Here is a 25,363-nt window from a genome sequence, read left to right as displayed (position 1 = left end):
GCTTTTGCCTCCAGCCCTGTCCATGACCGCCGACGCGTCCCGAGCACGACTTCAAGAAGACCCTGAAAACCGAGAAGAAGAATGGATTCTACATTGCCGGAACATGGCATCGATCGCGCCGCCGAACTCGAAGCGCTCTGCCGGGCCAAGCTCGAAGCCTCACGCGACCGCCTGGTCGACGAGCCTCGGTACAATCCGGTGGCGCAACTCGCCTTCGAACTGTCCAGGGACCTGGAGGCAGGACGCCTCACCCGCGAGGATCTCGACGCGCTTTCGCTTCGGCTCGGCCAGGAAACATTCAAAGCTCGGGCACAGGCTCTTCATGACTATGTCGGTCCCGTCGACATGGCCGCGAACCGCGCCTCCCTGCGCCGCGTCGCCGAGCGCCTTCTCGCCGACGGCCGTCGCGGCATCTCGGGGACCTCTCCCCTCGCCCGGACGCAGCTCGGCATCGTCTTCACCGGCCATCCCACCTTTCTGCTGTCGAGCGTGAACCGCAACAAGCTCGCCCGCATGGCCTGCGGCGAGGATGTGGCGCCGCCCGATATGCTTATGGCACCGGACACCCCGATCACCCTCGCCGTCGAACATGCCGCCGCGCTCTCCGCACTCGACGCGGCAAAAACCGCCATCGGCGAGTTCGCGCGTGCCGCCGCGGAAGTCCTGCGTGACCGGCGCTCGTCGGAGTGGCGTTCCACCACCGTCGGCTATGCGGGCCTCGGCACCTGGATCGGATATGACCTCGATGGCCGCACGGACATACGCTGGATCGATTCCTTCCGCTTCCGGCTTGCCGAAAAGGATCATCAGATCAGCCGCTACCTGGCTGAGGTCACCAGGATCGCGGAGAAGGTTGGAGCGGATACGCCGACCGCACAGCGTCTCGCCGAGCTGACCGCCCGCATCGAGCGGACCCGCGCCTGGAACGCCGGCATCCTCGAAGCCTTTCACAGGGATCCGCTGGACAGGTCCGCCCTCAGGGAAGCGGCCGATGCCCTCACGACGCCGCATCCGGACGCCGCCACCAGCGTGCGTCCGTATATCGCCCTTGTCGATATCGCCATCGCCGACGCGCCGCCCGCGGTCGCGCTCGACCTGGTGGCTCTGCGCAGCGAGATGCTGACGCTCGGTTTCAGCGTCGGCGAGGTGCATATGCGCATCAATGCCACGCAGCTCCACAACGCCATCCGCCAGCACCTCGACATCGATGCCGAGGAGAACATCTCCAGCCGCTCGATGCTGGAGCGCCTGTCGACCTTCATCCGGGAGGCCACACCCGTCTCGGTGAATTTCGGTTCGCTCGATATCGAGCAGAAGACCGCCTTGCGCCAGTTCGTATTGGCTGCGCAGATCCTCAAGCATGTCGATCGCGACTCCACAATCCGCCTGCTGATCGCGGAATGCGAGGCGCCGGCGACAGTGATGGCGGCCGTATATTTCGCGCGCCTGTTCGGCGTAGAGGACAAGCTCGACGTCTCGCCCCTTTTCGAAACGCCGACCGCGCTCGAAAGCGCCTCTCGCTTCTTCGACGTTCTCTTCGGCATAGAGGAGTATCGCCAGGCGGTTCGCCGGCGCGGCAGGCTCGCCATCCAAACGGGATTCTCGGATTCCGGTCGTTTCATGGGCCAGATCACGGCGGCGCTCGCCATCGAACGTCTGCACGGGCAACTCGCGCGCGCCTGCGAGCGAAACAAGCTGACCGATGTCGAGGTACTGATCTTCGACACGCACGGCGAATCCGCGGGGCGCGGCGCGCACCAGGCCTCTTTCGAGGACCGCGCCTTCTACGTGATGAGCCCCTGGGCCCGACGCGAATTCGAAAGCCGGGGCATTGCTCTCAAGCATGAGGTCAGCTTCCAGGGCGGCGACGGTTTCACCTATTTCGAAACGCCGGAGCTCGCACTCGCCTCTGTCACCCGCATGCTGGAGGCGGAGGTGGCGTGGCGGGACCAGACCACCAACGATCCCTTCTACTCCAACACGACGTTCTCCTTCGACTTCTTCCGTCGCCTTGCCGCTTTTCATAGCAAACTGCTCGATGATCACTCATATCACCGGGCACTCGGCTCCTTTGCCCAGGGACTGCTGAACGAAACCGGCTCCCGCAAGTCGCGGCGGCAATTCGATGTTTCCGGCGGTGAGGTGCATCAGGTGCGCCGCATCCGTGCCATCCCCCACAACGCCATCCTTCAGCAGCTCGGCCATCCCTCCACGGTGATCGCCGGCTTCGGCACGGCTCTTCGCGGCGACGAGGATCGTTTCATCGATACCTTCGCCAAGTCGGACCGGTTGCGGCGATTGACCTCGCACGTGGTGCATATGAAGCGCCGCTCTTCGATCAAGGCGCTGGCGGCCTTCTCGACGCTGTTCGACCGTGCCTTCTGGTCGACCCGCCCCTACGCCGGCGCCGAGCCACATCTGGCCGAGCCCAGCCTCTTCATCACGCAACTGCTCGAAGAGGACGATCGTGCCGCAGCGCTCAGCGAACTCGCGGTGAAGCTGCGCCTCGACGCCATCACGCTGCATCGCGTGCTGGATCTTGCCGGCCTGGAACTCGGCAAGTCGCTCTCGGACAATCGAGAGCGACTCGACATGCTGCAGGCCGTGCGTCTGGCGCTGTTGCAGCACATCATCCTGATGGCGGCACGCGTGCCGAAATTCTCGACCCGCAACGACGTCTCGCGAGAAGACATCATGGAACTCATCTTCAGCCTGCGCATTTCCGAGGCTGTCGCCCTCCTGCGGGACGCCTATCCGGTGAATGCCCTCAACATGGAAGGCTATGCCCTAGCGGAATCCTTCTCCTATCCGGGCGACGCACCGTCGAACTATGCCGCGCTGACCCGCAATCTGATCGATCCCATCGAAAAGAGCTACAGGACGATCCTCGCCATCGGCACCGCGATTGCCCTGGAGTGCGGGGCGCACGGCTAGAACGGCGGACACCCAGTCGATATCAGATCCCGGCACGAGTGCCGGGATTACGACTTCACGGGCGTGGGTCAGCGCAACTGACGGCGTTCGAATGCTCGTGGCCCTTAGGCGGACGGCACCCAGATCTCCGCGATCGCTTCAAGCGGGAGATGAAAAGAGCCCTGCGTCGCAAGATCCTGTGACCGAGGCGAGGATGGGGAAGGCATGTACATGACGAACACAATCATCGCCTCGGAAAATACGAGCCTGAGACGGATTTATTCCTCCACAGTGAACCGTCACTGCTTTCGCGAGGACATGATTTCGTTTTAGGAATTGTGGTGAGCTCGATGGGATTCGAACCCATGACCCCATGATTAAAAGAAGTGTGCCGAGCCATAACGCTCAAAAACGAGCTATAACAGATTTTTTGACGAATATGCCTTAACCAATTGTTTTTATAGTAATATTTGAAATTACCTCGTAAATATCCGTAACAATATGAACCGATCGCAACCAACAAACTTGTGTACCTTTGTGTGTACCTTGTAAAGAGTCGCGTGCTCAATGAGAGATTCGTCACGTGCTCAAGACCTCGAAGCCACTTACAGCCGTCGCCATCGCCAACGCTAAACCGGACCCGTCAAAACGGATCGAGATCGCGGATGTTGCGACGCCCGGTCTAGCGCTCGTCGTGCATCCAACCGGCGTCAAGGCTTGGGTGCTGCGGTACCGGGCTTGGGATAAAAAGCCTGTCCGCATGACGCTCGGTCGCGCCGCCGGCGCCGGCGCATTGTCGCTCGCGGAGGCGCGCGAGGCGGCTGGCAATGCGAGAAAGGTTCGATCCGCCGGACAAGATCCTGTTGCAAACCGACAGGCTGACCGCGCGGCCGAGGCCACCAGAATAAAGGCAGCGAAGATCGAGGCGCGCCGTAAAGACGACCTGGTTGAAAACGTCGTGGAGCGCTTTATCGCCAAGCACGTCAGCCAAAACAAATCCGCGACGAACGTATCGGCGATGCTTCGACAGAAACTGAAACCGTGGCACGGGAGAAAGGTCCAGAGCATCACGCGCCAGGACGTCTTGAATCTCATAGGCGCGATCGACGAGCGCGGTCATGGGTCAATGGCGAACAGAACACTAGCCAACACGCGAAAATTTTTCGGTTGGTGCGTGGATCATGGCATCGTCGACACTTCCCCATGCGTGGGGGTCAAGGCTGTTAAGCGCGAGGTCTCCCGCGACCGAGTTTTGAGTGACGACGAGCTTCGCATTCTGTGTGCCGCTGTGGCCGAGATGAAATGGCCGTGGCGGCAATTCCTTTGGGCCGTCTTGCTGACAGGGCAGAGACGCGACGAGGTTGCGGGCATGGAATGGCGAGAGCTCGAGTTCGATGCCGCCTCCCCTGTCTGGATATTGCCAGGCGCCCGAACCAAGAATGGCCGAGAGCACGCCGTTCCTTTGTCGCCAGCAGTTGTCGAAACTCTGGCGTCGGTGCCCAAGGTCGACAAGTCGCCATTCGTATACACAACCACAGGCACAACGTCCGTTTCGGGCTACTCCCGTGCAAAAGCTGGCCTGGATAAGAAAATGCTGGAGATCGCGCGCGAGCAGGCTGCTCGCCGTGGCGAAGATCCTGCCAAGGTCGAGATTGCGCGATGGACTCTGCATGATCTTCGCCGCACGGCCGCTAGCGGAATGGCCCGTCTTGGCGTCCAATTGCCTGTGATCGAGAAAGTGCTCAACCATATAAGCGGATCGTTTGGCGGCATCGTCGGCGTCTACCAAAGGCACACTTTTATCGACGAGAAGCGGCATGCACTCGCCGTGTGGGCCGATCACATAGCCGGGCTGACCAAGCCTCGCGGTGAGAACCAAGCCAAGGCGGTAGCATAATGGCGCGCATAGACTTTGACCCCGTCGACGCGACGCTGAGCTACTGGCTGGCGGTCCTCGAGAACACGGGCAATCCCCTCGCCGCTTGGAAGGCCTATCATGTTGCCCGAGAGGCTGGCAGGCCTATCCCGCCCGCCGTGCTCGCCGAGCTTGACCGCGTCTCCAGTGAGCTCTTCGCCGACACCGGCGCGGCTGAAACAAGGGCGGGTCGGGTCGTCATGCGCGCGGCGCGCGGGCGTGCCGATGCCTGGAGCGAGCTAGAACGGCTTGAGCGCGATGTCGCAATCTATGGCCGTTTCCACCGCTTGCAAGAAGCTGGCATGAGCGATATCGCGGCCTATGCCTCCCTCGCCGGCACACATGAAGCCCGCATGCTCTCTGCGGACGGCGTGCGGAAGGCGGTCGCATGGGTCACAAGGGCGCTCACCAACGCGGCCTGAAATACCGGCATTTAAGTCCTTGGACGGCCTGGGACGAACTGTGCCAAATTCGCGTCATCGTTACACAGATGAGGACGCCATGGGCGAACAATTTATTACCACGGGGGCCGTCCTGAAGAGGTTCGGCGTCTCCAGGATGACTTTGCATCGTTGGTTGACCCGCGAGGATATCGACTTTCCCCAACCGATCGCTATCGGGAATCGCCGCTATTTCGCGCCGAGCGAAATTGACGCTTTCGTTGAGCGTCGGCGGCGCAAGGCAGCGAAAACAGACTTACAGGCCTGATAGCCTGTCAACGGACACTGACGGACGTCGGGGCAAATGCCCCGCTCGATCAAGCCCTTGGCCTCCGTTATCGTCCGTCGATTTCCCTCTATTTCCGTTGTAAAATCAAATACTTGACTCGACCTTGATGCTTCGATAGCAATCGAGCGTCAAGCCTGTCGGAAATTGCCTAAGCCACGAGCTTAGCGCCCCCTCCATCCCCTAACTTTCAACAACGCGCTTCGGCGCGAACGGGAGAATATTGTCATGCCTGCACTTGCATTCGCCCTCGACGCCGCGCCAGCCCGCCGCCCGATAATTATCGAGGCCGGCTGGACCGTTGCCGACCTCCAGACCCTCGCCGACTGCGACGACGCCCTCGCGATCCTGGAAGACCAGGCCGAGCGGATCGAGCGGGATCTCGACGAGCACGCCGAGGAAATTGCTATCGACGAGGCCTGGTACGGTAAAGCTGAAATGGCTCTCGCGCTCAAGAAGGTCGGCATTCGGCAGGTCAAAGCCCTTCGCGATCGCCTGGTCGCCGAAGGTGAATATGCTCGCTTCAAGGCCGCCGTGAAGGGGCTCGATCCCGATGTCTTCCGACGCGCTTCGGCGATCGCCGAAGCCGCCGCTCGATAACGCCTCCCTAGCACAAGACGTTTCGCCGTTACCCGCCGAAGCCCATTTCGGCGATCGCCCCCGCATGTCCAAAAACAGGAGATTGACATGTTAGATGCCCGCTACCTACGCGCCCTCGCCAACGCCCTTGAGGCACCGTCCGATGACGGCCACCATGTCGGCCCGACTGACGCCGATGTCTGCGCGCTCGCTCTTCGCGCTCTCGCCCGCTCCACTGAGATTGCGGTCGAGACGCCAGACATTTCGAACGAGGTGCCGGAACGAATGCGCGCTCTCATCGAAGAGGCATTTTCGCATCAACAATATGCCCCTGGCGATGCCGGAGTTCTGATTCAATATGCCGCTGGAATGCACCACATGGCCCGACTTGCCCGATCTCAAGCACAAACAATCAGGGAGACAATCGCTCTACCAGCCGACACGCGGGCCGTTCTAGCCGACATCTCTCGCGAACTCGACGCCGTCGAGGCGACCAAACCGACCCTGTAGCACGGGAGCACTTGTTCCATATTGAGTTCCGGCCAAACCCGGCCAAATGCGCTTAGGAGAAGTCAAATGCGATCGGCGATGGATATCAATCTGCTGACCGAAGATGAGGTTATCGGTTTCATCGGCAAATCCCGCAAAACGTTGCGCCGCTGGCGCCGGGACGGTGGCGGCCCCGTCTTTACCCGCGTCGGTCGAACCCCATTTTACCACCGCAGGGACGTCGCGGCTTATCTCAACGAGAACCGGCTCGGGCCAGGCGGCCGGGCGCTGCTGCCCCACGAAATGCGGTGAGGGCGCAAAGAAAAAGCGCTCCGCGGCCAACGGAGCGCTTTCCCAATTTTCGACGTCGTAGAGAGATTGTCCTGTGAATACCTCGAAATCGGTGAACGACCAGGGTCGTTCCGGTATCCCCTTTGTTTCGGATGAAGAGTGGTTTCGCACCCATCCGAACCACCCGATTAGGCTTCGCACGTGGCGCCCGGAAGATTGGGATAACAATCGAGCCCTAACTTGGGGAGACGATCGAGAAAAATGGTGGATCGTAATGGCGTTCCGCGATCGGAGCCCCATTGAGGTCTATCACTTTGCAAATCCAACAAATTGTGGCCCCTGGTCCTTGAGGCGCCGCGCGTTTGCATGGGCGTTGGATATTCTCGGACATCGCTACCCAGACAAACCATGCTGGCAGTCGCCCACGGCGGTGGCGCCATGATCAACCCTTCAAGTGTGCTCGATCGGGGCGACGACCTTCTCTATTATGCGCTCCGCTACGCTGAAATCGGGCTATCTGTGCTTCCGGTCTCCCCGGCGGTTGACAATAACGGCCGCGCCGACAAGCGCCCGCTCACTCGGCACGGCGTCGACGACGCGACCCGCGATCCGGCCCTCATTCAAAATTGGTGGGATGTGCAATTCCCGCGCGCCATGATCGGCATCGCCCTTGGCAAAGTGTCCAACGGCTGGATTGTCGTTGATATCGACAACAAGGCCGGCGGCGTCGACGGCTTTGAAACCATCGATCGCCTCAGACGCGAGGGCTTTGCTCTTCCTCCTTCCGAGGCATGCGTTTGGACGCCCGGCAACGGCCTACATATTTGGTATCGCGTCGACAGCGCTATCGCCTTGCCGGCGAAAAAATTGCCCGGCGTCGATATCCTTAGTGATCGGAAATACGTCATTGCGCCACCTAGCCGTTTTGTTGACGGCCGCGCGTATCAGTTTGTTTCATATGCGGGGCCGGCACAATGACGGATCTTGTAAGCGTGCTGTCCTCATATCATCCGGCGCCGCCGGAATGGCTGTGGCGCATTGATGACATGCGCGTCATGCTCGAGGGCGACGATCGGCTTGCTCCGCGCCCCATACCTTCAACGAGCCCGCCGACGCCAGGCTCTGACATTTTTCGCTCGATCAACGAGGACGCACTCGGACGCCTTGACGAGTGGATTCCGTCGCTTGGGCTAAAACGGGCGCGCCGAAAGCCTGGTGGCTGGCACGCCGTCGCCGAATGGCGCCCCTCTGGAACGGGCCGCGCTTTAGGCAAGAGATCGTTGAATCTCTCGTTTACACCTCAAGGGATCGTGGATTTCGGCGACGGCCCTCGGAACTACACAGCCCTGGATGTGGTCATCGCGGCGATGTCTCTCGACATCAACGCGGCCTATGATTGGCTCGCGCGCATCCTCGGATATGTCGAGCAAGCGCCAGAACCCATCATCGATTCAAAGACGGCACGGGCCGAGAAGGCGTCGGCGTCGCCCAAACCCGCCCCTCCCAGCACAGGTTTTATTTCTGCACGCGATCTAGTTCGCAAAGAGTTTGAGCCGATCCGCTGGATCGTGCCTGACTTGCTGCCGGAAGGGCTAACTATTCTCGCCAGCAAATCCAAGGTCGGAAAGTCATGGCTAGCCTTGCTTCTCGGCTTGAGCGTCGGCGGAGGGGACACTTTTTTTGGTCGGACCTGCGAGGCCGGCGACGCCCTCTATCTTGCATTGGAGGACTCTGAGCGGCGTGTAAAGGATCGCCTCCAGAAGATGATTCCGCTATATCGGCAAGACGGCGCAAAGAGAGTGCCCGATCGCCTTATCATCAAGACTGAATGGAGCCGCGTCGACCAAGGCGGCCTAAAGAATCTCGAGACTTGGCTCGATACGGTCTCGAACCCTCGTCTGGTCATCATTGACGTCTGGCGCCGAGTGGCGCCACCGCATAAGGCCGGCGTGAATGCTTACAACCAAGACTACGAGCACTTAGGCCCGTTACAACAATTGGCCTTGAAAAGACGGATCGCGCTTATCCTTGTCATGCATCTCAAGAAGGCACCGGGCGACGGCGGAGACCCATTCGACGAAGTGCTCGGTTCGACAGGACAAGTTGGCACCGCCGACACGACGCTTATCTTAAAGCGAACAGGCGAAGGCGCCAGCTTGTATGGTCGCGGTCGCGACGTTGAAGAGTTCGAACTCGCCGTCAAGTTCGATCCTGAAAATGGGCATTGGGAGTCGCTGGGCGATGCCGAGCAGGTACGCCATGCGAAAGAGTCGAATGTGATCATTCGGGAACTGCGAGAAACCGGTCGGCCTATGACCGTCGCTCAGATTGTTGAGGCAACTGGCCTACCTCGAGAGAGGGTTGACGTCGATCTTGGCCGATTGGTGAAAGCCGGGAAGATCGTGAAGGTTACTCGTGGCGTATATGCAGCATGTCATGAATAGGTGGCGCTGACTTGCACCAGCGCCAGCCACTATGCGAAATGGCGTTACGAGTTGTTTTCGTTGGCGGGTGTCAAGGAAATGAAGAAGGCAGTGCTTCTCTTTGGTGCAGGAGCTTCGGTCGAGTACGGCGCTCCATCCACCGGCAATGTCACGAGCGCCATTCAAAATGCTGTTGCTGCCGACCCCTGGCTCCAAAAAGTCGGCGGAGACGTAGCCCTCCAAACTATAACGACCGGTCTTCAGGGATATCTGAACACCGGCGCTCCTAACTTTGAGCAGATTTACCACTGTGCCCATGAACTGAGATCTCTATTCGAACCTCATAACGGTGCAGTGGATGAATTTCGACCGTTATTAATTCCATTTGTAAATTTTCGATCATCGTTTACACGAGATGCTCTAAACGCTTTATGCGAAAAGATAATAGAAATTCTCTACAATGATTTCTCAAGCGCAAGTGAAAGTCCTACAAGCCCGATCGATACGCTCCGCGAATTTCTTGAAAAATTAAAATCAACTTACTTGACCAAAATTTACACGACGAATTACGATGACTTATTATTGCAAGCCTCCCCTGATATTTATATCGGCTTTACGCCAAATGGCGGTGCACCGGCACCATTCGAGCTAGACAACTACTGGAGCAACGATACGCACGGTCTTTTTTATCTCCATGGCTCTGTTCATCTTGGCTATGCAAGGCCACCCCGAGGTGAGATCGGCGAACTCTTCTGGTATGGCGATTACACTACAGCTAGAAATAATTCGTCATTTTCCGGAAGTCAGCTTAGCAGAATGGATGGCTCATCTTTTATGCGAACGCCGATCGTAACCGGACTGGAGAAACTTTCTCGCCTACAGCAGAAGCCTTTCTCACACTACTACGCGTCCATGGCGCGTGATTTGATGACTGCTGACTTAATATTTGTAGTTGGATCGGGACTTACAGATTTCCATATAAATTCTTGGATATCTCAGGCACGGTCGCGGTCGCCTAAGCCGCCGCTCTTATATGTCGACTACTGGCGAAACGGCTTCGAGGAAGAAACGTTTTTCGAACGCGATTCCAAAACGATCCATCTTTTTCATGATCTCCAAGTCCACATTACCGAGAGCATGCGGGGACAACGGAGCGGGTCCGGCTGGACAATATCTGAGGACGGCAGCGCGGCGGTTTGGGAGAAAGGATTCAAGGCATTCCTCGACGCTCCAGGCGAGTTGCAAAACGTCATTGCGGCGCTTAGCCCTTGATGCACAGAGTGTTAGATTCGTTAGATTGATAGATTCGTTAGATTTGTTAGATTTGTTAGATTGCCTCTCGATCTAACAATCTAACGAATCTAACAGCGAATGTGAGAGGACCGCCAAAAACCGACCTCCCGGTTGCGCTAAGAGACCCTTCGCGCGCAATATCGTCGGCAAAGCCCTTCGGCGGCGGTTCTCAGTCTAACAGATCTAACAAATCTAACGCTGCACAAGCCTCGCGATGTCCCTCACAGCGTCGTTCTTCCACGAAACCGCCAAGCCGACGGCCGAAGAGTTTCTGGCCGACATCGCCGATGTCCGTCGCGGCCGGCTGGCGGCGATCGTGCTCTATCACGTCGCCGATTACTGGCTTACGGAGAACCCGACGACCTATGCAAAGCTCCAGGACGTGCACCTTGAGGTCATTGGCCTGTGTCCTGAGTTCCAGACAATCCGCGACGTCGCGGACGCGAGCAAGCACGCGGAGCTGAAGGCTCAAAAGAAGATACCGCGAACCGTGACGACGGCTCGGCAGGTTCACGCAACCGAGGGATTATTTACGGCGCCATTCGGAACTGGTGGGTTTGCCGAGGCTATGGAAATTTTGGTTGAGCGTGACGACGGCTCGACGGTTTCGCTAGCGATCGCTGTCAATACAGTGCTCGGATATTGGTGGGGGCGGGTCTGAAAACGACGCCTTAGGGGTGGCTGTTCCACGTCTCAAGGCGTCAATGCGGGACCGGGATATATCCGCCATTAAAGCCAATTCTAATGCAAAGCCAAGAATATTTTAGATCTGCGTCGTCCGGAGCGGTAAATTTAAAATTCATTTTCGGCAAATTAATGGTACTATTCGCCTGAAGTGGAACATTCACCGAAACACTTGTGTCTACATTACTGTGGAATGGCGACCAATCCACAAACCAATTTCCGTTGATAAGCTTCCAGTGACATATATTCACGTCAACCTTCTGGAGAGTCTGCCCCGGACCAGGAAGGAAGGTCGCAGAGGTGACTATTTTGGAACTTTCTAGGACGCCCGAAAAGATCTTGCCACGGAGCGCTATTTTGCCTTGGTACGTGTAAATCCACGATGAGGTGTCATCGCTTTGATTAAATAGCTGATCGTTTCCGTCGGAGGGGATGTCCAGAAGGAAAGCATTCATCGGGGGGGCTGGTTTTGGGACGCTCGGCCCTTTTATTGCATCCAAATATATTGAAACTACAGAGAGCATTAGTATTGCTATGAATAAAAATGACGCAGTCGCTAAGACATAAAAAAAATAATTTGGAGATGCTCGTCGCCGTTGAGCAATAGCTTTGACTATAACGAGGCCTATGCCAGTCGCTCCTGTAGCTACACTAGTCCAAAATCCTGAATAAAGACCAGTTACAAAATCCGGGAGTTTCTGAAATACAGGATTGTCCACAAACTGTGTTGCCATCCAGAATACAAAAATATCTAGAGCGGCCGCCAACAGGAGGATCAGGAATACGTCGATGATGTCAGGCTGCGCACTTCGCGCTTGATTGAACGAACGATCTGACACAGGCCGTTCCCTCCATTCTCCTAGCGCACAACATACCAGCCAAGGAGGAGTATCGATAGCCCAACCAAATGGTAGAGCTTTCGGCCTCTTAATTTAGCTTGGGAATGCCTACCTTCGCTTGTCTCTGCCGCCCTCATGAACTTGCACCCGATATTTCGACAGTATAGGCGTACGCCTGCTTATGCCTGCCCTAGCCTCACGAAATGCACTGCCCCGGGGTCGACGAATATACAGTTTGGGTGCACGCCTACTCGCTGGTCAGTTGGATGCCTAACCGGGCCTCAGCATGTGCATTGATCGCATAGGTCGATGGCCTTACGCAGGGGTAGACATGCGCCATGCGCATGTGTTGCAGTTCTGCCACAGTTGACGTTGCGTAACGGAAGGGTCCTCCCGGCGGGGGTGGGGGAGCGATTAACGCGCGACCGTTCCAGATTTCTAGATATGGTTCCATTTTTGGAATTTTCTTTTTTCTTTGCCCGGGAAATAGAGTTAAGTGCCCGTTGCAAAGCCGCATTTTTGACGGATCTTCCTTCTCACAAAACAAACTATTCCATGTTTACTTCGAACTTTGGTGCCTCAAGTTCGATCGCAGTCCAATCTGGGGAGGTACCCAAGTCGATCAAGCGAGCAAGTAATTTACGAAATATAGCGGCAGAGGAACTCAAGGTTTCCAAATGCTTTGCCTGCTGAGATTTCAAGCTTCCGCCGTGGATGCCGATGCTACGCAATTGATACATTGCGCCGAGGGTAGCTCGATTTGCTTGACGCGTTGCAATGTCGCCACCGAGTAGTTGAGCCGAACGTACACCAACCTTCCAGTTTGCAGGGGCATTGTCGCCCTGGCTGCTTACTGCGATCTCGAACGCTAGCGCCAAGTCAAGAGCGCGGTCGAGCAACTGATGCCGACACTGACTAAGAATAAACCGTTCCATACATCTCAAGAGCCGCTCCCGCCAATCGCGCGGAAGGCGCTGGAAATCTATGGCACGATGCTTTGCTGTCTTCGGGTCAATTGTTGCGTTTTTTTTCACCTCTGGGTGCACCTCGGGCAAAACCCACGAAATGAAATTCCAGTTCGCGTTTAAATCTAAGGCCGGATCATCGTATTCAAACCATCCGCCAATCGCCAAAGGCTGTCCGGCTAGGGCTGCTTGAACGAATGTGATCGGAATACGCATTTCCTCTTGTATCTGGCTCAGCGCCATAAAAGATACTTGGGCGCTTCCGACATAAGGGAAATTAGGCGCGTGATGAATCAAGGCAGAGCTCGGTAAGTCATAGTGCCCTTGCGACCACAAATATTCCCCATTCCATACCTTTCCGGCTCGTCGCTGTAGCGTCTTTGTCATTTCGCTTTCTGGCAAAGAATCGAACGGCACCAAGGTGGTATCGTTCATGATCTGCACTTCGCCGGGTGTCGATAGCCCCCATACTGCGGCGATGTAACGACCTGGAGCAAACTTCGTGTGGAGCACCCGAAGAAGCCAGTCAGCCACATCCGGTATCGCTCGGTGTCCAAAGTATAAACGATCGACGATCTCGCCCTTGAGATATTCCGCCTCCAGCGACAACGCTCCGCCGCCACTTAAAATAGAGAGTCCACGGACGGCTTGAAAACCGGCTAGGTGTTCCACTGCATCCGCAATCGGAGACCACAAAGACAAGCGCGTATTGTGCTCGGTGAGAAGTGTTTGGCCCACCTTCCAACTGAGCCACTCTCGATAGCAACTCTCGATCACAGAGATCAGATTTTGGCGCTCACTCGTCATTTCTCTCAATTTTCCTCGAAGTCGCCAGCCAGCAGGATCATGTTTGGGCATAAACCCACTGTTGTATGGCTTAAAGCAGGAGATTCAATCAGTCTCCGCACGAGGGCGCTTTCGCGTCACCATCGCGACATGACCAGACGCCACCCTGCCCCAAGGCCTCGAAAACCCACGCGGATTACGATCCCCGCGGGTGTAGGTTCTCATGTGCGCCTTATATTCTCGGAAATGCGCCGCCAGCGTGTGACTTACGAAGAGCTTTGCTCGCGAGCCGGCGTCCTGGTCGCGACTCTAAAAGCTTGGCGCCACAAAAATTCGCCTTCGTTCCAGAATCTAGCCGCCGCCTATGGCGCACTCGGCTGGGATCTTGTCCCAATTCCCGACAAGAGGGTCGTCGATCCTGAAATCCTTGCTGAGCTCGCCCCTATAGCCGATCGGCTTGGATTGGATCTTCAGGACGCCCTGCAATTCGCGATGGAACTTGCGCTCGGCCGACACGACAATTTCACGAATACAAAGCTTGCGGCATAGCTAAGGGCTGTCTCCACCCTTGGGGGTTATGTCGCATAAGGGCCGGAGATCCGGCGGGGGCCTTCCGGCCCTGAAGGGGTCGCCAGTCCATTTAGCGGCCCCTTTTCTTTGGCGACCAAAGTAACCCATCGCGCGTCGTCGCGACATGCAATCTTGATTTCGCTCAGTCTTCCTCAACTCAGCGGCGCCTTTCGGGGCGCCGTCTCTTTTTGCGCGTCAAGTTGAGGATACCGGATCAGCCTCCCAGCGGGCGCATTAAAGTTTCAAAATCGTCTCAACGATCCGGCAAAAGCCGGGCGTTATGAGGACGAAGAGCATGAAGATTTTTGATCTCGCGACATCCGCGGATTGGGCCATGACCGAAGACGCGACCCGCGTATTGCTTGAGGTCGCTGCCCGCGAGAATACCATTTCACCAGAGGCGCTTGAGGCCTACCGCGCGAAGTCCCTGGATCGCGCCGAACGAGCCAAGATTCGCGACGGCGTCGCGGTCATCAATGCCGACGGTCCAATGTTCAAACGTGGAAGCTTGCTGACCGAAGTGTCAGGCGCGACCTCGTATCAGACCCTTCGCCGCGATCTCCAGGCCGCTCTTGATGATACTGACGTAAAGGCAATCCTCTTGAACATTGACAGTCCCGGCGGGGAGGTTTCTGGCGCCGCGGAACTGGCAAGCGCTATTCGCGATGCTCGCGGTCAAAAACCCATCGTCGCCTACGCAGCCGACCTCGCGGCCAGCGCGGCATACTGGCTTGCCAGTGCGGCGGATCGGATCGTTATCGGCTCGAGCGCCCAATTGGGATCAATTGGCGTTCGCGCGGCATTGACCGACACGTCAGCCCGTGATGCCGCCAAAGGCGTCAAGACGATTGAGTTCGTCTCGAGCCAAAGCCCCTTCAAAGCGGTCGACCTCGAGACGAAGGACGGCCGCCGCCGCGTTCAAGCGCGCGTCGATGCCCTCGCCGATGTGTTTATTGAGGCTGTCGCCGGCAATCGCGGTGTAAGTCGCGAGCGCGTTATCGAGAAATTCGGTAAGGGCGACGTTCTAGTCGGTCAAGCCGTGATTGATGCTGGGATGGCGGACAGTCTCGGCTCTTTTGAGTCCGTATTGGCCGAATTATCCGGCGTGCCCGCTCGGCGCCCTCACCTGGCGCACAATTCCTCATTTTCATCGCTATCGGGCGGCGAGCTTGCTCGTATCGAGGCGGATGCTGTTGCGCGAGTGGCCAGCATTCACGCTGAGACGCCTCCAGGCATGGAGGCCGTTCGCGACAGTGCAATCGCCGCGGGGTTCGATCTCGACGCTTATAGGTCGCTCTTGCGCCAAGTCGGCCGAGCGCAAGAGCTCGAGCACGCCCGAAACATCGCCCTCGACACGGCCGCCAATGCCGGCCTTCGCCCTTCGTCGGATGCTCTTGCTAGTGGGGTGGAAGCTTCGGTTCAATCTTTCCTTCATGCGCACAAGCTCGCCACTGGCGAGTAAGGGGTTCTCATGGACTATTTTTCGACGACGACCCTCAATAGGGTTGTGGAAGAACTGCCGGCAAACCCGGCATTCTTCCTAAATGCCTTTTTTCCGGAAATCGAGACGTCAGACGCGGAGTCGATTGCCTTCGACACCGTCAAAGGTCGACGCTTGATTGCCCCCTTGGTTGCGCCGATCGTCGCCGGCAAGATCATACGTGAGGCTGGCTATAAGACCTCCCTGTTCAGCCCCGCCTATGTGAAGGATCTTCGCGTCTTCAATCCGAATGCGCAGTTCAAGCGCCGGGCGGGCGAAAAGATCGGCGGCTCATTGACCCCAGGCCAGCGCTTGCAAGCCGCCGTCGTGGCCGCGCTATCCGAGCAGCTTGAGATGTGGACTCGCCGCCTCGAGGTCATGGCCGCCGAAGTGCTCCGCACGGGCAAGCTCGTTCTCAAGGGCGACGAGTATCCCGAGCAGCTTATCGACTTCGAGCGAGATCCGGCGCTCTCAATTGTCCTTGCGGGCTCGGCTCGCTGGTCGGACAGCGCGATCGATCCGCTCGACGATATTGAGGATTGGGGGCAACGGATCTTCGATACCTCCGGCCTGGTCGCTCAAGACGTCATCATGGCCTCGGATGTATGGAAGGTCATTCGCGCCAAGATGGCCGGTCCTTCGACCGATCCAGTCGCCGTTGCCCTACGGCTCCAGATCGACACAAAGACCGCCAACCTGTCGGAAGGACTCGCGGCCCTCGGCCCGATCTTGGTGACGCCGGGCGTGCGCCTGGTCGGCGTGTTCGGCGATTATCGCCTGTGGGTCCATGCCGACAAGTATGTCGACCCGCTAGACGGGGTCGAAAAGGACGTCTTGCCTGCCGGTTCGATCGTGATGGCGTCGCGAGAGATCGACGGTGTCCGCCATTTTGGCGCAATCCGCGACCTCAAGGCCAGCATTCAGCCGCGGCCATTCTTCGTGAAGTCCTGGGAAAAGGAAGATCCGAGCATTCGCTATTTGCTCGGCCAGTCCGCTCCCCTAACCGTGCCGTACCGTGTGAACGGCACCCTCGGCGCGAAGGTGCTTTAACTATGGGAATTTTGGACAAGCTTTTTGGAGGCAGGAACCCCACGCCGACCGAGGTCGAGCGCAAGATAAGCGAAACCGCTTCGGCGCGCGCATCTGCCGAGGCGAGCCTTACCCGCTTGGCGGCCGAGCGGCGCGAGGCTCTCGCCGCCCTGGACGAAGACAGGCTTGAGGCGATCGATAACCAGATTGCCGCCGCCCGGCGCAAGATCGAATTGCAGGATTCGGCCCGCTCGCAGTTGGAGGTTGTTCACGCCGAGCGGCTCAAGGAACGGGATGCGTTGCGGGCCGATATCCCGAGGATTGAACAACAGGCCGTCGCCCTTAAGATGCGGATCGAAACCGAATACCCGGCCGCGGCCATGGCGCTGGCTTCGCTCTTGTCGGAATATCAGGATTTCGTCAGCGCCCGTCATCGCCTCTACGCTCGAGCGAAGGAGATCGGCGAGGCCGTGACGATCACCGATCCCGAGGCGTTTCGTCAAAGCCCCCCAACCTGGCGCGTTAGCTATCGCGAGGGCGAAGGCGTCGTCGAGGCCCGAGCCGAGTCGGCGCCCCGAGGCCTTATCAAATGGGTCGACGGGCGGCCCGTCGCCACGCGTGAGGGGGTTGAGGTTTCGCTGCGACCCGGGCCTGCAGTCATGTCCCTCATGAACGTCGTGAAGATCCTCCCCGGCCTGAAACCCGGTGACCCGCCCTTTTTCGCTTCCGCAACGGAGGATTGAGCAATGGCGCGTAACCTCGCTCGCGTCGCCCTCCGCTATCCGGTTCGCTCGGGCAACCGCACGATTTCCGAGCTCAAGGTCCGCCCTGTAACAAGGGCCGACGCCGCGGCGGTTGGCTTCGATCCTGACAGTCCTACGTTCGACGCCTCAATTCGCCTGATCGCGCATCTTGCCGGGGTCCGGCCTCGGGTGATCGGCGAGCTCGATCGCTCTGACTTCGACCAGATTGTCGGGGCGATTCAAATGAATGTCCGCGTCGCCGGCAACGCTTAATCCCTCGTCGCGACGACTGCAGTCGCGACCCCCATTTCCATTTCCCATTGGAGTTTTCTATGTCCGATTTTGATCGCCGTTCCGAAGCCGAGATCAAGCTCGAGTATCCCGTCACGGTCGACGCAGTGAACTATACCGCGCTTACTATGAGGCGTCCAAAGACCAAGGACTCGCTTGCGGCCGCCAAGCACAAGGGCAGCGACGCCGAGCGCGGGATCTTCATGCTCGCAAGGCTCTGTAACGTCTCCCCGAACGTGATCGAGGAGCTAGACTCGATCGACGCCGAAGCCCTCGGCGAGCAGCTTGAGGCTTTTCAGGGGCGCGCCGCCAAGGCGGTCTGACATATTTCCATGACTCCGCTGACGCTTCGCAATAGGAGCCGTCGGCCTGACTCGCAAAGGCGCGCCGACCATGGCGAAATCATTCTCGGTATTCGTCAATATCGGCGGAAGGCTTAATTCCTCGCTTAAGCAGGCCGTAAACCAGGCGCAAGCGCAGGTCGGCCGCCTTCGCAATATTCCCGGCGTGTCGGCGATCGGGCGCGGCATTTCTTCCGTCGGCGCCTCGGTCGCGAATGCAAGAACACGCCTCGCCGTGGCGGCGAAGCTCAATCAAATGCAGCTAGAAACCGCGCGCGGCAATTTCGCCGAGGCGTCTATTGCGGCCTATGGCTTCGCTCGAGCGCTCCAGGCGCCGATTAAGGCCGCGGCCGATTTCGAGAGCTCAATGTCGGACGTCCGCAAGGTCGTCGACTTCCCGACGCCGGCGTCGTTCAAGGCGTTTCAAGACGACGTCATCAACATGTCCAAGCGCTTGCCGATGGCGGCTTCGGATCTTAGCAAGATCGTCGCGGCCGCCGGTCAGTCCGGCATTGCGCGCGACGACTTGTTAAAGTTTACCGAAATGGCGGCAAAGGTCGGCGTCGCGTTCGATATCTCGGCCGACCAGGCGGGCGACTCTCTGGCGAAGCTCAAGACGGGCTTGGACTTGACCGTCCCGCAAGTGGGCTTGCTCGCCGACGCGATGAACAAGCTTTCAAACGAGCAAGCCTCGAGCGCGGCCGACGTCCTGGACGTGGTTCGGCGCGTCGGCGCCGCCGGCACTCAGTTTGGGTTTACCGGCGTCCAGGTCGCGGCCTTTGGCTCGGCCATGCTTTCGGCCGGCGCCGAGAGCGACGTCGCCGCGACTTCATTCCGCAACATGGGCAAGGCGCTCACGAAGGGCGAGGCGGCGACCAAAGGGCAGCGCGCGGCCTTTTCCAAGCTCGGCATGAACGCGAAGCGCGTCGCGAAAAACATGCAAAAGGACGCCGTCGGCACGACCCTAAAGGTCATGGAAGCGCTCGCGAAGCTCCCCAAAGAGCAGCAAGCCGCTTATGCGTCTATGCTCTTCGGCGACGAGGCGCGCGCCCTCCCGACGTTGCTCACGAATCTCAAATTGCTCAAGGACTCCTTGGGCATGGTTGCGAATGAAACGGATTATGCGGGAAGCTCGGCCGCCGAGTATGCCGCGCGCGCCGAGACGTTTTCGAACAACGTCCAGCTTTTCCAGAATCGTCTAACCGCGCTCGGCATTCGGATCGGCAACGCTCTCTTGCCGCCGCTCACGCAAATTATGGACAAGCTCGGGCCGATCGTCGACGCGATCGCCGATTTCGCGCAAGCGAATCCGAAGCTTACCTCGAGCCTGGTCGGCCTAACCGCGGGCTTGATCGGCCTTCGCCTCGCGACGACCGGCCTCCGCTGGCTCGGGCTCTTCGGCAAGGGGTCGCTCATTTCCGTCGCTCGAGGCGCGCTCGCGGCGACGACGGCGCTCGGCCGCCTGTCCGGCCTATTGTTGCGCGGCCTCAACCCGGCGGCCCTCGCTCGAGGTCTATTGACGCTCTTGAATCCGCTGGCATTGGTCCGCGGCGCCTTCGTCGCTTTGCGCCTGGCCGTCGTGTCGACCGGAATCGGCGCGATCCTGGTCGCGATCGCTCTCGCCGGTCTCTGGATTTACAATAATTGGAACGGCCTCAAGGCAATGTTCGAAGGCTTCGCCGACGGCATCAAGAGTGCTTTTCCCGGCCTTCAACCATTTTTCGAAAACCTCAAGTCGTGGATTCAACCCGTTATCGACATCGTGTCGAATTTGACCGGCACGGTCGATATGTCCGAAGCGTCTTGGCGGAAGATGGGCGAGTCAATGGCGACTGCAGTCGCTGACTTCGTGAACAAAATCGCCGAATTGCCGGCGAAGATCCTCGCGTTTTTCCAGGCGTTGCCGGGGCAGATGAAAGGGATCGGCGAGTCGATCATTCAAGGCCTTTGGGATGGCATTAAATCGAAGGCAGATGCCATGATCGCGTACGTGGCAGGCATCGGCGCTCGGATTACTTCCGCGTTGTCAATCGGCGGCTCAACGCCGGCGGCCGCGGCTTCTGCTAAGTCGTTCCTGAATACCCAACAGAACAGCTTTAGTGCGCCCGTGACACCAGGCACGGGAGGCGGCCTACAAGCACGCGCTAAAGGCGGCCCGGTTAGGAGGGGCTTGCCCTACCTTGTCGGCGAGCACGGTCCCGAGATCTTCACGCCAGCCGCTCACGGCCGCATTGAGACGAATGGGGCGTTCCGCTCCCTCACGCGCGCCGGCTCGGTCGCGAGCGCTGGAATGCCGAGCTCGAGCTCGATCGCCTCGGCGTCCGCTTCCGGGCGCCAGCGGGGCGGCGACACGTCTTTTTCGATCACGGTTCACGGCGGCAACGGCAATCCGAATGACATTGCTCTCGCCGTTCGGCGCGAGGTTGAGAGCATCATGCGCCGACTTGAGTCTCAACAGAGGGCGCTCTTGAGTGACTGAGATGTCCATCGACCCTACTTTGATGGCGCTCGGCGGCCGTCGCTTCTCCATCGCGACTGAGGGCCTAACTTTCGTGAGAGCAGATTGTTCGGAACTTCAGTTCTCTCGCTTCGTCATACCGCGCCCCTCTCGAACCGCATCCGTATAGGCCCTAATAAATTTTGGACTCTCGTATGGATTCTCGATGCACGCTTTGAGTGTCTTACTGAACTCCAACTCTAATTTGCCGCACTTGAGAACCGCCTGCGTTTTCCATTGTTGTAGATTTTTAAGGCTATCCAAAAATTGCATCAATTCACGTCGGCCAAGACTGCGAGCGCCGAAGCATAGCTTAAAATATACATAAGCAAGAACGACGATCGCAATTGTCAAGACAAGGATGTTCGGTCTTCCCGGTCCCGTCAGCCACGACACCACGCTAAATCTTCGAGAGCTAAGATTGAGGTTGAGTGGTACCACACCGACGCCCGCAATCGTAAAGTTTACGACCAACCTGACCGCCTCAGCCTCCCTCCGCATTTTTGGCGCAACCCAATAGCAGCCGATCGCATGGCTATACTTTTCCACGACCGTGGCACACTCGTTGAGGTGGCTCAGCCATTCGCGCTGCCTGTCTGCTTGCTCGAAAGGTGCCAGCCGCTTCGATGCGCGCCGAATGACTTCTGAGCACACTCGATCGGCGGAAGTGGAAATATCGGCGGCCGCGACGTTAGACAAAAGGCCGCCTACAACCGCCCCGGCCGACAGGAGCAAATCTGTGATTATGCCCATGAAAGTTCTCCAGGCCCCATCTGGAACTCCGCCAGAACCCTACTGGCCTCGACGTGTCCCGCAGGAGTAAGTTTGTACAGCTTGCGAGCGGGGCGCCCCATTGCAGAAGGATCAATATTCTCCCATGCACCGCGTATCCAGCCAGCGCCCTCGAGACGCTGGAGGAGTGGATACATGGTGCCGGAACCAAGCCGCGTACTCTTGGAGATGTCGGCGCCAGATAGCCCTTCAGCCGAGGCATTGAGCAACGCCTTGAGAACTTGCAAAGTCGGGCCTGACAGCCTCACCTTCTCGATCATATCAATCACCTTACCCATATAACCAAAATCGAAAGTCGACATAGCTATATCGACTTTCAACATAGAGCGCAATGGGCTCTCGTATCAGATGAAGTTGGGGCGCCGCCGCGCTTTCCGCTGGTTCACGCCTCGGCCAGATCGGCCACGTCCGGCGCATTGTAGGCCGGCGAGTTTATCTTCGTGGAGATGGGCCACATATCCATGAGATCGGCGGGGAACGGGACCATGAGGTCGGCCGGGTCCGGCTCGATATTGTCGAGCCGGTGCGAATACTCCTTGGCGTGGAGAATGACCGGCATGTGGTCATGGATGTTGCCGACCAGGTCGTTCGCCGGGCATGTCACGATTGCAAACGTTCTGGTGACGATCGCCAAACAAACGAATTGGAGGACTTTTCACGCCCGACAAAAGGGCGGGGTAGTCACCCGCGGTAAAGGATTTCGTCCAGACGACAGATAGCTCGCCTGATCCAGGTATCTGCGCGAGTGCCCTTCGCTAAACTCCTACTTCCTTTGAGTAATGAAAGAATCGGCGTAGTATCAAACGCATCACTGGCTTTGAGCCCCGACAAGGCCTGCCCGAAGATCATAGCGTGCTTCCAGCTGCCCAGTCTTGGCAGGGTGCCAGTAAGGATTTGCGACAGCATCTTGCCGGATTTTCCAGCCGCAGCGTGGAATGCCGCATCAGGCTTCAGCCACTCAATGTATTGAGCTTTCTTCTGAGCTGTACCACTAGTTGACTCGACAAACTCTTCCAAAGCGGGGGTGGAAAGCCCCGCGAGACGCGCAAAATAGTGAAGCGGAAGACGGCCGCCCTGCCCGACCTCTATTGCCCAGCGAATATATTCCGTCGGACTATCCGGCGTGGCCTGCTCCAAAAACGCTGTGAGGACATCCTCGCGGGTGAGCACGCTGAACACCAGTCTAACGTTGTCTGGTTCGGCAGCCGGTACTACGTCGCCCACAAGCCTCAAAGTTGCGGCGCCCGCCACTTCATCGAACTGACCCTCCTTGATGAAATGGAGTCTCTTGACCAACTCATCATCTATGCGAATGACATGCCGGCCATCTGCTAATTCCCCCTGTTCGAGGTCAGCAATCAATGCCTTACGTGGTCCGAGATGAAGGAGTCGCTCGAGCATCGGCTGCATCTGCTCTCTCGCTTCCGCGTCGCGTTCATCAAGCATCGCACGTAGATCACTATACTTGATGCGGGAAGATTGACCGGGGTAGCGATAAAATATATCCCCTTCCCGTATATCATCTTCACCTTTAGTGGCGATCACTGGGCGACTACGGTGGCGCCTCACGTAGATCACCCCGATCGGGTTCGTATCGATTGAAATAATCCCGAACTCAAAGGATGGTGTAGGGTCAAATGTAGATTTAATTCTTTTGGACAGATCAGCCGGGTCTAAGCCAGCCAAAATCTCATTGCTCATGCCAATCGCGGCGTAGCTAAAGTCCTCTCCCGCAGGCCCTTTAGCGTCCTTGTCATGTACGCCGAAGAAGATGTATCCACCGGCATTGTTCGCCAGGGCTGCAACCGCTCGCAACCAGTCGGCGTTTCTCCATTTGAAATTCGCCTTGCACTCATACCGATCCGTCTCGCCCGCCGAAAGGCGCCCTAGGCCGTCTGGCCCTTTTTGAAACAGCCCCGGAACTTTATCGAGCCATAAGGATTCGTCGTTCTGGTCTGGAGGTGAGGCGGCCGGCGGTCCGCCGGACGTCCTAAATGACGCAAGTGATGCATCCAGTTGATCGTCGGGTATAGCGGCGATTGCCGCCGAGTTGCCGTATGCGCCCTTCCGAATGTTGGTGATGCGGCCGCTATTTACTGGCCTATCGGGGCGGTTGAATATGAACTGAATATCCCGGTTTCGAATGCCCCTCGCTAGCAGCCCCTTAATGAGTGCAATTTCTAAGTCTGTTATGCTTTTTTTAGCCATCGTTCCCAGCGCCTCGCCTTTGAGCGATCTGAGCAAAAATTACTTAAGAGTGGCCTTACTGCCTTGTGAAAATGAGCTCGGTCAGATCCTGGATCTTGTCGCCGCGACTTCCTTGGATCTCTTAAAGCGGCCTCGGGCCGAGCCCACGCTTTAATATCCCGGCGCTGCAAATGCATCGCTCGGTGAAATAGCAGAATTGCTACTAGGCTAGGAGTGGCGGCGCGCGAGGAACGGCGGCTATATTGGTGCGGGCCGGAAGGCTAATAGGTCCAATCGAACCGGCGACGTCGGGAGCCTCAATGACCGCGACCCCAAGACTAACCCCGGCACAATGGCAACGGGTTTGGGCGGCCGTCATGCCGTGGAAGGATGAGCCGGATTCGCCCGACCATCCTACAAGACTCTTGACGTTGATCGCTCGCGCGCTTGTGGAAGGTGAGATAAGACGGCATTTGATGATCGCCGCCCGCGATGCTCTCATAATCATTGCGTGTCACCCTGAGACTGAAGAGTCTAGCGCCGAATGGATGAGGAAATATGCTGAACGTGGCCTTGCGCGTTCCGGCTTAATTTTGAGAGAGGGCAAGACCGGCGGTTGAAGGCCGGCGAGCTCCTCAACGCCACAAGCGCCTTTTTTCTATTCGTCATTCTCTGGCGTAAGGAGTTTTCCGGAGGTCCAGAGATAAGAGGGGCGGCCGCCCCCACCGCCCTTGCGTTCCCGGAGCACGCGATCAACCTCTTTTGTCGTCCCTTTGGGCGACGTACGACGAACCAGCAACTAAATGCTTTATCAGACCCCGCTAATCACTTTAAGGAACAATCGAATCCGTAACGCTTGCCGGCCTCAACCAACTCCCAAGGCGGCCGCGGGGTACCAGATGATGGCGCAGCCCCAGCGGTACCATAGTCAACTTTCGTGAAGCTGGAATTAGGCCGTACAGATATACGCAAACTTGTCGTATCACTGTTTACGTCACCACTACAGATAATGCAATTTGCAATGGGTGGAGTAGAGCACCATTGCGATACCACCCTCCAGCGTAATCCTAGTTCAGGTCCAACTAAAAGGTTATTCAGATTTTTATCAAAGGGCGGGTCTATTGCAACGAGTAAATGAGAGCTGCTAGCGGCTGCTTCGGTCTTCCAATTATCAATTATTGAACCGAGCGGTTGTGGTGACGGGATTCGCTCCATATCTGAGGGAAGTTTCCCGTAGGCGTTAAGAGAGACCTCTACACAGTGTGTAAATGCTTCGAGTGTTTTCGGCTCGACAGCTTGCTCTACTTTACTTCCGGCCTCAATATTCAATGTAAACGACTTTCCATCGGTCGATTGCTTTACCGCCAAATCGCGATTACCGCCAAGTGGCGCATAGCAGTGAACTATACGCTGATCCATGGGCGGCTCTTTGTCTCTTAGTAATAGGTAAATGCCTAGCGCGGCGACAGCTAACACCGCCAATCCAAGTATCAAATTTTGACTATTTTTTCTGTCGTTTGCCATGAAACG

The 25,363-nt window shown here is 57.7% G+C and carries 25 protein-coding genes; 17 read left to right on the top strand and 8 right to left on the bottom strand.

What is annotated here, in order from left to right; translation table 11 throughout:
* The first annotated feature begins 81 nt into the window (after nt 1-81).
* From AC6H34_RS23260 to AC6H34_RS23210, 11 genes are all read left to right on the top strand, one after another.
* Nucleotides 82-2,934 (top strand): phosphoenolpyruvate carboxylase, encoded by a 2,853-nt coding sequence (locus tag AC6H34_RS23260; protein ID WP_497540382.1) that lies wholly within the window; start codon nt 82-84, stop codon nt 2,932-2,934.
* A gap of 562 nt (nt 2,935-3,496) precedes the next feature.
* Complete coding sequence (locus AC6H34_RS23255) at nt 3,497-4,810, top strand: tyrosine-type recombinase/integrase (RefSeq protein WP_497540381.1); 1,314 nt, start codon at nt 3,497-3,499, stop codon at nt 4,808-4,810.
* Entirely contained in the window at nt 4,810-5,250 is a 441-nt protein-coding gene (locus AC6H34_RS23250; RefSeq protein ID WP_497540380.1) for a hypothetical protein, read from the top strand. The genes AC6H34_RS23255 and AC6H34_RS23250 overlap by 1 nt, the downstream gene beginning before the upstream one ends.
* Nucleotides 5,251-5,329: 79 nt before the next feature.
* Entirely contained in the window at nt 5,330-5,536 is a 207-nt protein-coding gene (locus AC6H34_RS23245; RefSeq protein ID WP_497540379.1) for a helix-turn-helix transcriptional regulator, read from the top strand.
* Nucleotides 5,537-5,782: 246 nt separating this feature from the next.
* Nucleotides 5,783-6,154: a hypothetical protein gene (locus AC6H34_RS23240; RefSeq protein WP_497540378.1), complete on the top strand. Its 372-nt coding sequence runs from the start codon at nt 5,783-5,785 to the stop codon at nt 6,152-6,154.
* Between the two features lie 87 nt (nt 6,155-6,241).
* Nucleotides 6,242-6,643, top strand: coding sequence for a hypothetical protein (locus AC6H34_RS23235; protein WP_497540377.1), 402 nt, complete (start codon nt 6,242-6,244; stop codon nt 6,641-6,643).
* 66 nt (nt 6,644-6,709) lie between these two features.
* Entirely contained in the window at nt 6,710-6,934 is a 225-nt protein-coding gene (locus tag AC6H34_RS23230; RefSeq protein WP_497540376.1) for a helix-turn-helix transcriptional regulator, read from the top strand.
* 387 nt (nt 6,935-7,321) lie between these two features.
* Complete coding sequence (locus AC6H34_RS23225; RefSeq protein ID WP_497540375.1) at nt 7,322-7,891, top strand: bifunctional DNA primase/polymerase; 570 nt, start codon at nt 7,322-7,324, stop codon at nt 7,889-7,891.
* Nucleotides 7,888-9,357, top strand: coding sequence for an AAA family ATPase (locus AC6H34_RS23220; protein WP_497540374.1), 1,470 nt, complete (start codon nt 7,888-7,890; stop codon nt 9,355-9,357). The genes AC6H34_RS23225 and AC6H34_RS23220 overlap by 4 nt, the downstream gene beginning before the upstream one ends.
* Nucleotides 9,358-9,435: 78 nt before the next feature.
* Complete coding sequence (locus tag AC6H34_RS23215; protein WP_497540373.1) at nt 9,436-10,608, top strand: SIR2 family protein; 1,173 nt, start codon at nt 9,436-9,438, stop codon at nt 10,606-10,608.
* 235 nt (nt 10,609-10,843) lie between these two features.
* Nucleotides 10,844-11,290: a hypothetical protein gene (locus tag AC6H34_RS23210; protein ID WP_497540372.1), complete on the top strand. Its 447-nt coding sequence runs from the start codon at nt 10,844-10,846 to the stop codon at nt 11,288-11,290.
* A 40-nt stretch (nt 11,291-11,330) separates the two neighbouring features.
* Here the strand turns inward: AC6H34_RS23210 and AC6H34_RS23205 are convergent, their stop codons facing one another.
* From AC6H34_RS23205 to AC6H34_RS23195, 3 genes are all read right to left on the bottom strand, one after another.
* Entirely contained in the window at nt 11,331-12,152 is an 822-nt protein-coding gene (locus tag AC6H34_RS23205) for a hypothetical protein (RefSeq protein ID WP_497540371.1), read from the bottom strand.
* A 548-nt stretch (nt 12,153-12,700) separates the two neighbouring features.
* Nucleotides 12,701-13,924, bottom strand: coding sequence for a hypothetical protein (locus AC6H34_RS23200; RefSeq protein WP_497540370.1), 1,224 nt, complete (start codon nt 13,922-13,924; stop codon nt 12,701-12,703).
* A 330-nt stretch (nt 13,925-14,254) separates the two neighbouring features.
* Complete coding sequence (locus AC6H34_RS23195) at nt 14,255-14,419, bottom strand: hypothetical protein (protein ID WP_497540369.1); 165 nt, start codon at nt 14,417-14,419, stop codon at nt 14,255-14,257.
* A 349-nt stretch (nt 14,420-14,768) separates the two neighbouring features.
* Here AC6H34_RS23195 and AC6H34_RS23190 point away from each other — a divergent pair, with 349 nt between their 5' ends.
* From AC6H34_RS23190 to AC6H34_RS23165, 6 genes are all read left to right on the top strand, one after another.
* The gene (locus tag AC6H34_RS23190; RefSeq protein WP_497540368.1) at nt 14,769-15,935 is read left to right on the top strand and encodes a S49 family peptidase; all 1,167 of its coding nucleotides are present in this window, start codon (nt 14,769-14,771) and stop codon (nt 15,933-15,935) included.
* A gap of 9 nt (nt 15,936-15,944) precedes the next feature.
* Nucleotides 15,945-17,003: a major capsid protein gene (locus AC6H34_RS23185; RefSeq protein ID WP_497540367.1), complete on the top strand. Its 1,059-nt coding sequence runs from the start codon at nt 15,945-15,947 to the stop codon at nt 17,001-17,003.
* Between the two features lie 116 nt (nt 17,004-17,119).
* On the top strand, nt 17,120-17,725 hold the full coding sequence (locus AC6H34_RS23180; protein WP_497540366.1) for a hypothetical protein: 606 nt from the start codon (nt 17,120-17,122) through the stop codon (nt 17,723-17,725).
* A 3-nt stretch (nt 17,726-17,728) separates the two neighbouring features.
* Entirely contained in the window at nt 17,729-17,998 is a 270-nt protein-coding gene (locus AC6H34_RS23175) for a phage tail assembly protein (protein ID WP_497540365.1), read from the top strand.
* Nucleotides 17,999-18,057: 59 nt separating this feature from the next.
* A complete protein-coding gene (locus tag AC6H34_RS23170) occupies nt 18,058-18,339 on the top strand; it encodes a phage tail assembly protein (RefSeq protein ID WP_497540364.1) in 282 nt (93 codons plus the stop codon).
* 70 nt (nt 18,340-18,409) lie between these two features.
* Complete coding sequence (locus AC6H34_RS23165; RefSeq protein ID WP_497540363.1) at nt 18,410-20,836, top strand: phage tail tape measure protein; 2,427 nt, start codon at nt 18,410-18,412, stop codon at nt 20,834-20,836.
* 96 nt (nt 20,837-20,932) lie between these two features.
* Here AC6H34_RS23165 and AC6H34_RS23160 read toward each other — a convergent pair whose 3' ends face one another.
* The 5 genes from AC6H34_RS23160 to AC6H34_RS23140 all read right to left on the bottom strand — a co-directional run bounded on the left by AC6H34_RS23160 (nt 20,933) and on the right by AC6H34_RS23140 (nt 25,357).
* Nucleotides 20,933-21,607, bottom strand: coding sequence for a hypothetical protein (locus AC6H34_RS23160; protein ID WP_497540362.1), 675 nt, complete (start codon nt 21,605-21,607; stop codon nt 20,933-20,935).
* Entirely contained in the window at nt 21,598-21,948 is a 351-nt protein-coding gene (locus AC6H34_RS23155; RefSeq protein WP_497540361.1) for a PadR family transcriptional regulator, read from the bottom strand. The genes AC6H34_RS23160 and AC6H34_RS23155 overlap by 10 nt, the downstream gene beginning before the upstream one ends.
* Before the next feature lie 80 nt (nt 21,949-22,028).
* Nucleotides 22,029-22,280: an SOS response-associated peptidase family protein gene (locus AC6H34_RS23150; protein ID WP_497540360.1), complete on the bottom strand. Its 252-nt coding sequence runs from the start codon at nt 22,278-22,280 to the stop codon at nt 22,029-22,031.
* Nucleotides 22,281-22,327: 47 nt separating this feature from the next.
* A complete protein-coding gene (locus AC6H34_RS23145; protein ID WP_497540359.1) occupies nt 22,328-23,854 on the bottom strand; it encodes an AlbA family DNA-binding domain-containing protein in 1,527 nt (508 codons plus the stop codon).
* 804 nt (nt 23,855-24,658) lie between these two features.
* Nucleotides 24,659-25,357 carry a hypothetical protein gene (locus tag AC6H34_RS23140; protein ID WP_497540358.1) on the bottom strand — a complete coding sequence of 233 codons (699 nt, stop codon included), beginning with the start codon at nt 25,355-25,357 and terminating at the stop codon, nt 24,659-24,661.
* Between the last annotated feature and the right edge of the window lie 6 nt (nt 25,358-25,363).

Source organism: Labrys sp. ALF-8 (genome assembly GCF_059699065.1).
The sequence above is the reverse complement of the archived record's forward strand: the minus strand, read 5'-3'. Positions and strand labels throughout refer to the sequence as shown.

Excerpts from the sequence above, each read along its gene's own strand:
- AC6H34_RS23260 (WP_497540382.1), top strand. The coding sequence starts at position 82 with ATGGATTCTACATTGCCGGAACATGGCATCGATCGCGCCGCCGAACTC.
- AC6H34_RS23250 (WP_497540380.1), top strand. The coding sequence starts at position 4,810 with ATGGCGCGCATAGACTTTGACCCCGTCGACGCGACGCTGAGCTACTGG.
- AC6H34_RS23245 (WP_497540379.1), top strand. The coding sequence starts at position 5,330 with ATGGGCGAACAATTTATTACCACGGGGGCCGTCCTGAAGAGGTTCGGC.
- AC6H34_RS23240 (WP_497540378.1), top strand. The coding sequence starts at position 5,783 with ATGCCTGCACTTGCATTCGCCCTCGACGCCGCGCCAGCCCGCCGCCCG.
- AC6H34_RS23235 (WP_497540377.1), top strand. The coding sequence starts at position 6,242 with ATGTTAGATGCCCGCTACCTACGCGCCCTCGCCAACGCCCTTGAGGCA.
- AC6H34_RS23230 (WP_497540376.1), top strand. The coding sequence starts at position 6,710 with ATGCGATCGGCGATGGATATCAATCTGCTGACCGAAGATGAGGTTATC.
- AC6H34_RS23225 (WP_497540375.1), top strand. The coding sequence starts at position 7,322 with ATGCTGGCAGTCGCCCACGGCGGTGGCGCCATGATCAACCCTTCAAGT.
- AC6H34_RS23220 (WP_497540374.1), top strand. The coding sequence starts at position 7,888 with ATGACGGATCTTGTAAGCGTGCTGTCCTCATATCATCCGGCGCCGCCG.
- AC6H34_RS23215 (WP_497540373.1), top strand. The coding sequence starts at position 9,436 with ATGAAGAAGGCAGTGCTTCTCTTTGGTGCAGGAGCTTCGGTCGAGTAC.
- AC6H34_RS23210 (WP_497540372.1), top strand. The coding sequence starts at position 10,844 with ATGTCCCTCACAGCGTCGTTCTTCCACGAAACCGCCAAGCCGACGGCC.
- AC6H34_RS23200 (WP_497540370.1), bottom strand. The coding sequence starts at position 13,924 with ATGACGAGTGAGCGCCAAAATCTGATCTCTGTGATCGAGAGTTGCTAT.
- AC6H34_RS23190 (WP_497540368.1), top strand. The coding sequence starts at position 14,769 with ATGAAGATTTTTGATCTCGCGACATCCGCGGATTGGGCCATGACCGAA.
- AC6H34_RS23185 (WP_497540367.1), top strand. The coding sequence starts at position 15,945 with ATGGACTATTTTTCGACGACGACCCTCAATAGGGTTGTGGAAGAACTG.
- AC6H34_RS23175 (WP_497540365.1), top strand. The coding sequence starts at position 17,729 with ATGGCGCGTAACCTCGCTCGCGTCGCCCTCCGCTATCCGGTTCGCTCG.
- AC6H34_RS23170 (WP_497540364.1), top strand. The coding sequence starts at position 18,058 with ATGTCCGATTTTGATCGCCGTTCCGAAGCCGAGATCAAGCTCGAGTAT.
- AC6H34_RS23165 (WP_497540363.1), top strand. The coding sequence starts at position 18,410 with ATGGCGAAATCATTCTCGGTATTCGTCAATATCGGCGGAAGGCTTAAT.
- AC6H34_RS23160 (WP_497540362.1), bottom strand. The coding sequence starts at position 21,607 with ATGGGCATAATCACAGATTTGCTCCTGTCGGCCGGGGCGGTTGTAGGC.
- AC6H34_RS23155 (WP_497540361.1), bottom strand. The coding sequence starts at position 21,948 with ATGTCGACTTTCGATTTTGGTTATATGGGTAAGGTGATTGATATGATC.
- AC6H34_RS23145 (WP_497540359.1), bottom strand. The coding sequence starts at position 23,854 with ATGGCTAAAAAAAGCATAACAGACTTAGAAATTGCACTCATTAAGGGG.
- AC6H34_RS23140 (WP_497540358.1), bottom strand. The coding sequence starts at position 25,357 with ATGGCAAACGACAGAAAAAATAGTCAAAATTTGATACTTGGATTGGCG.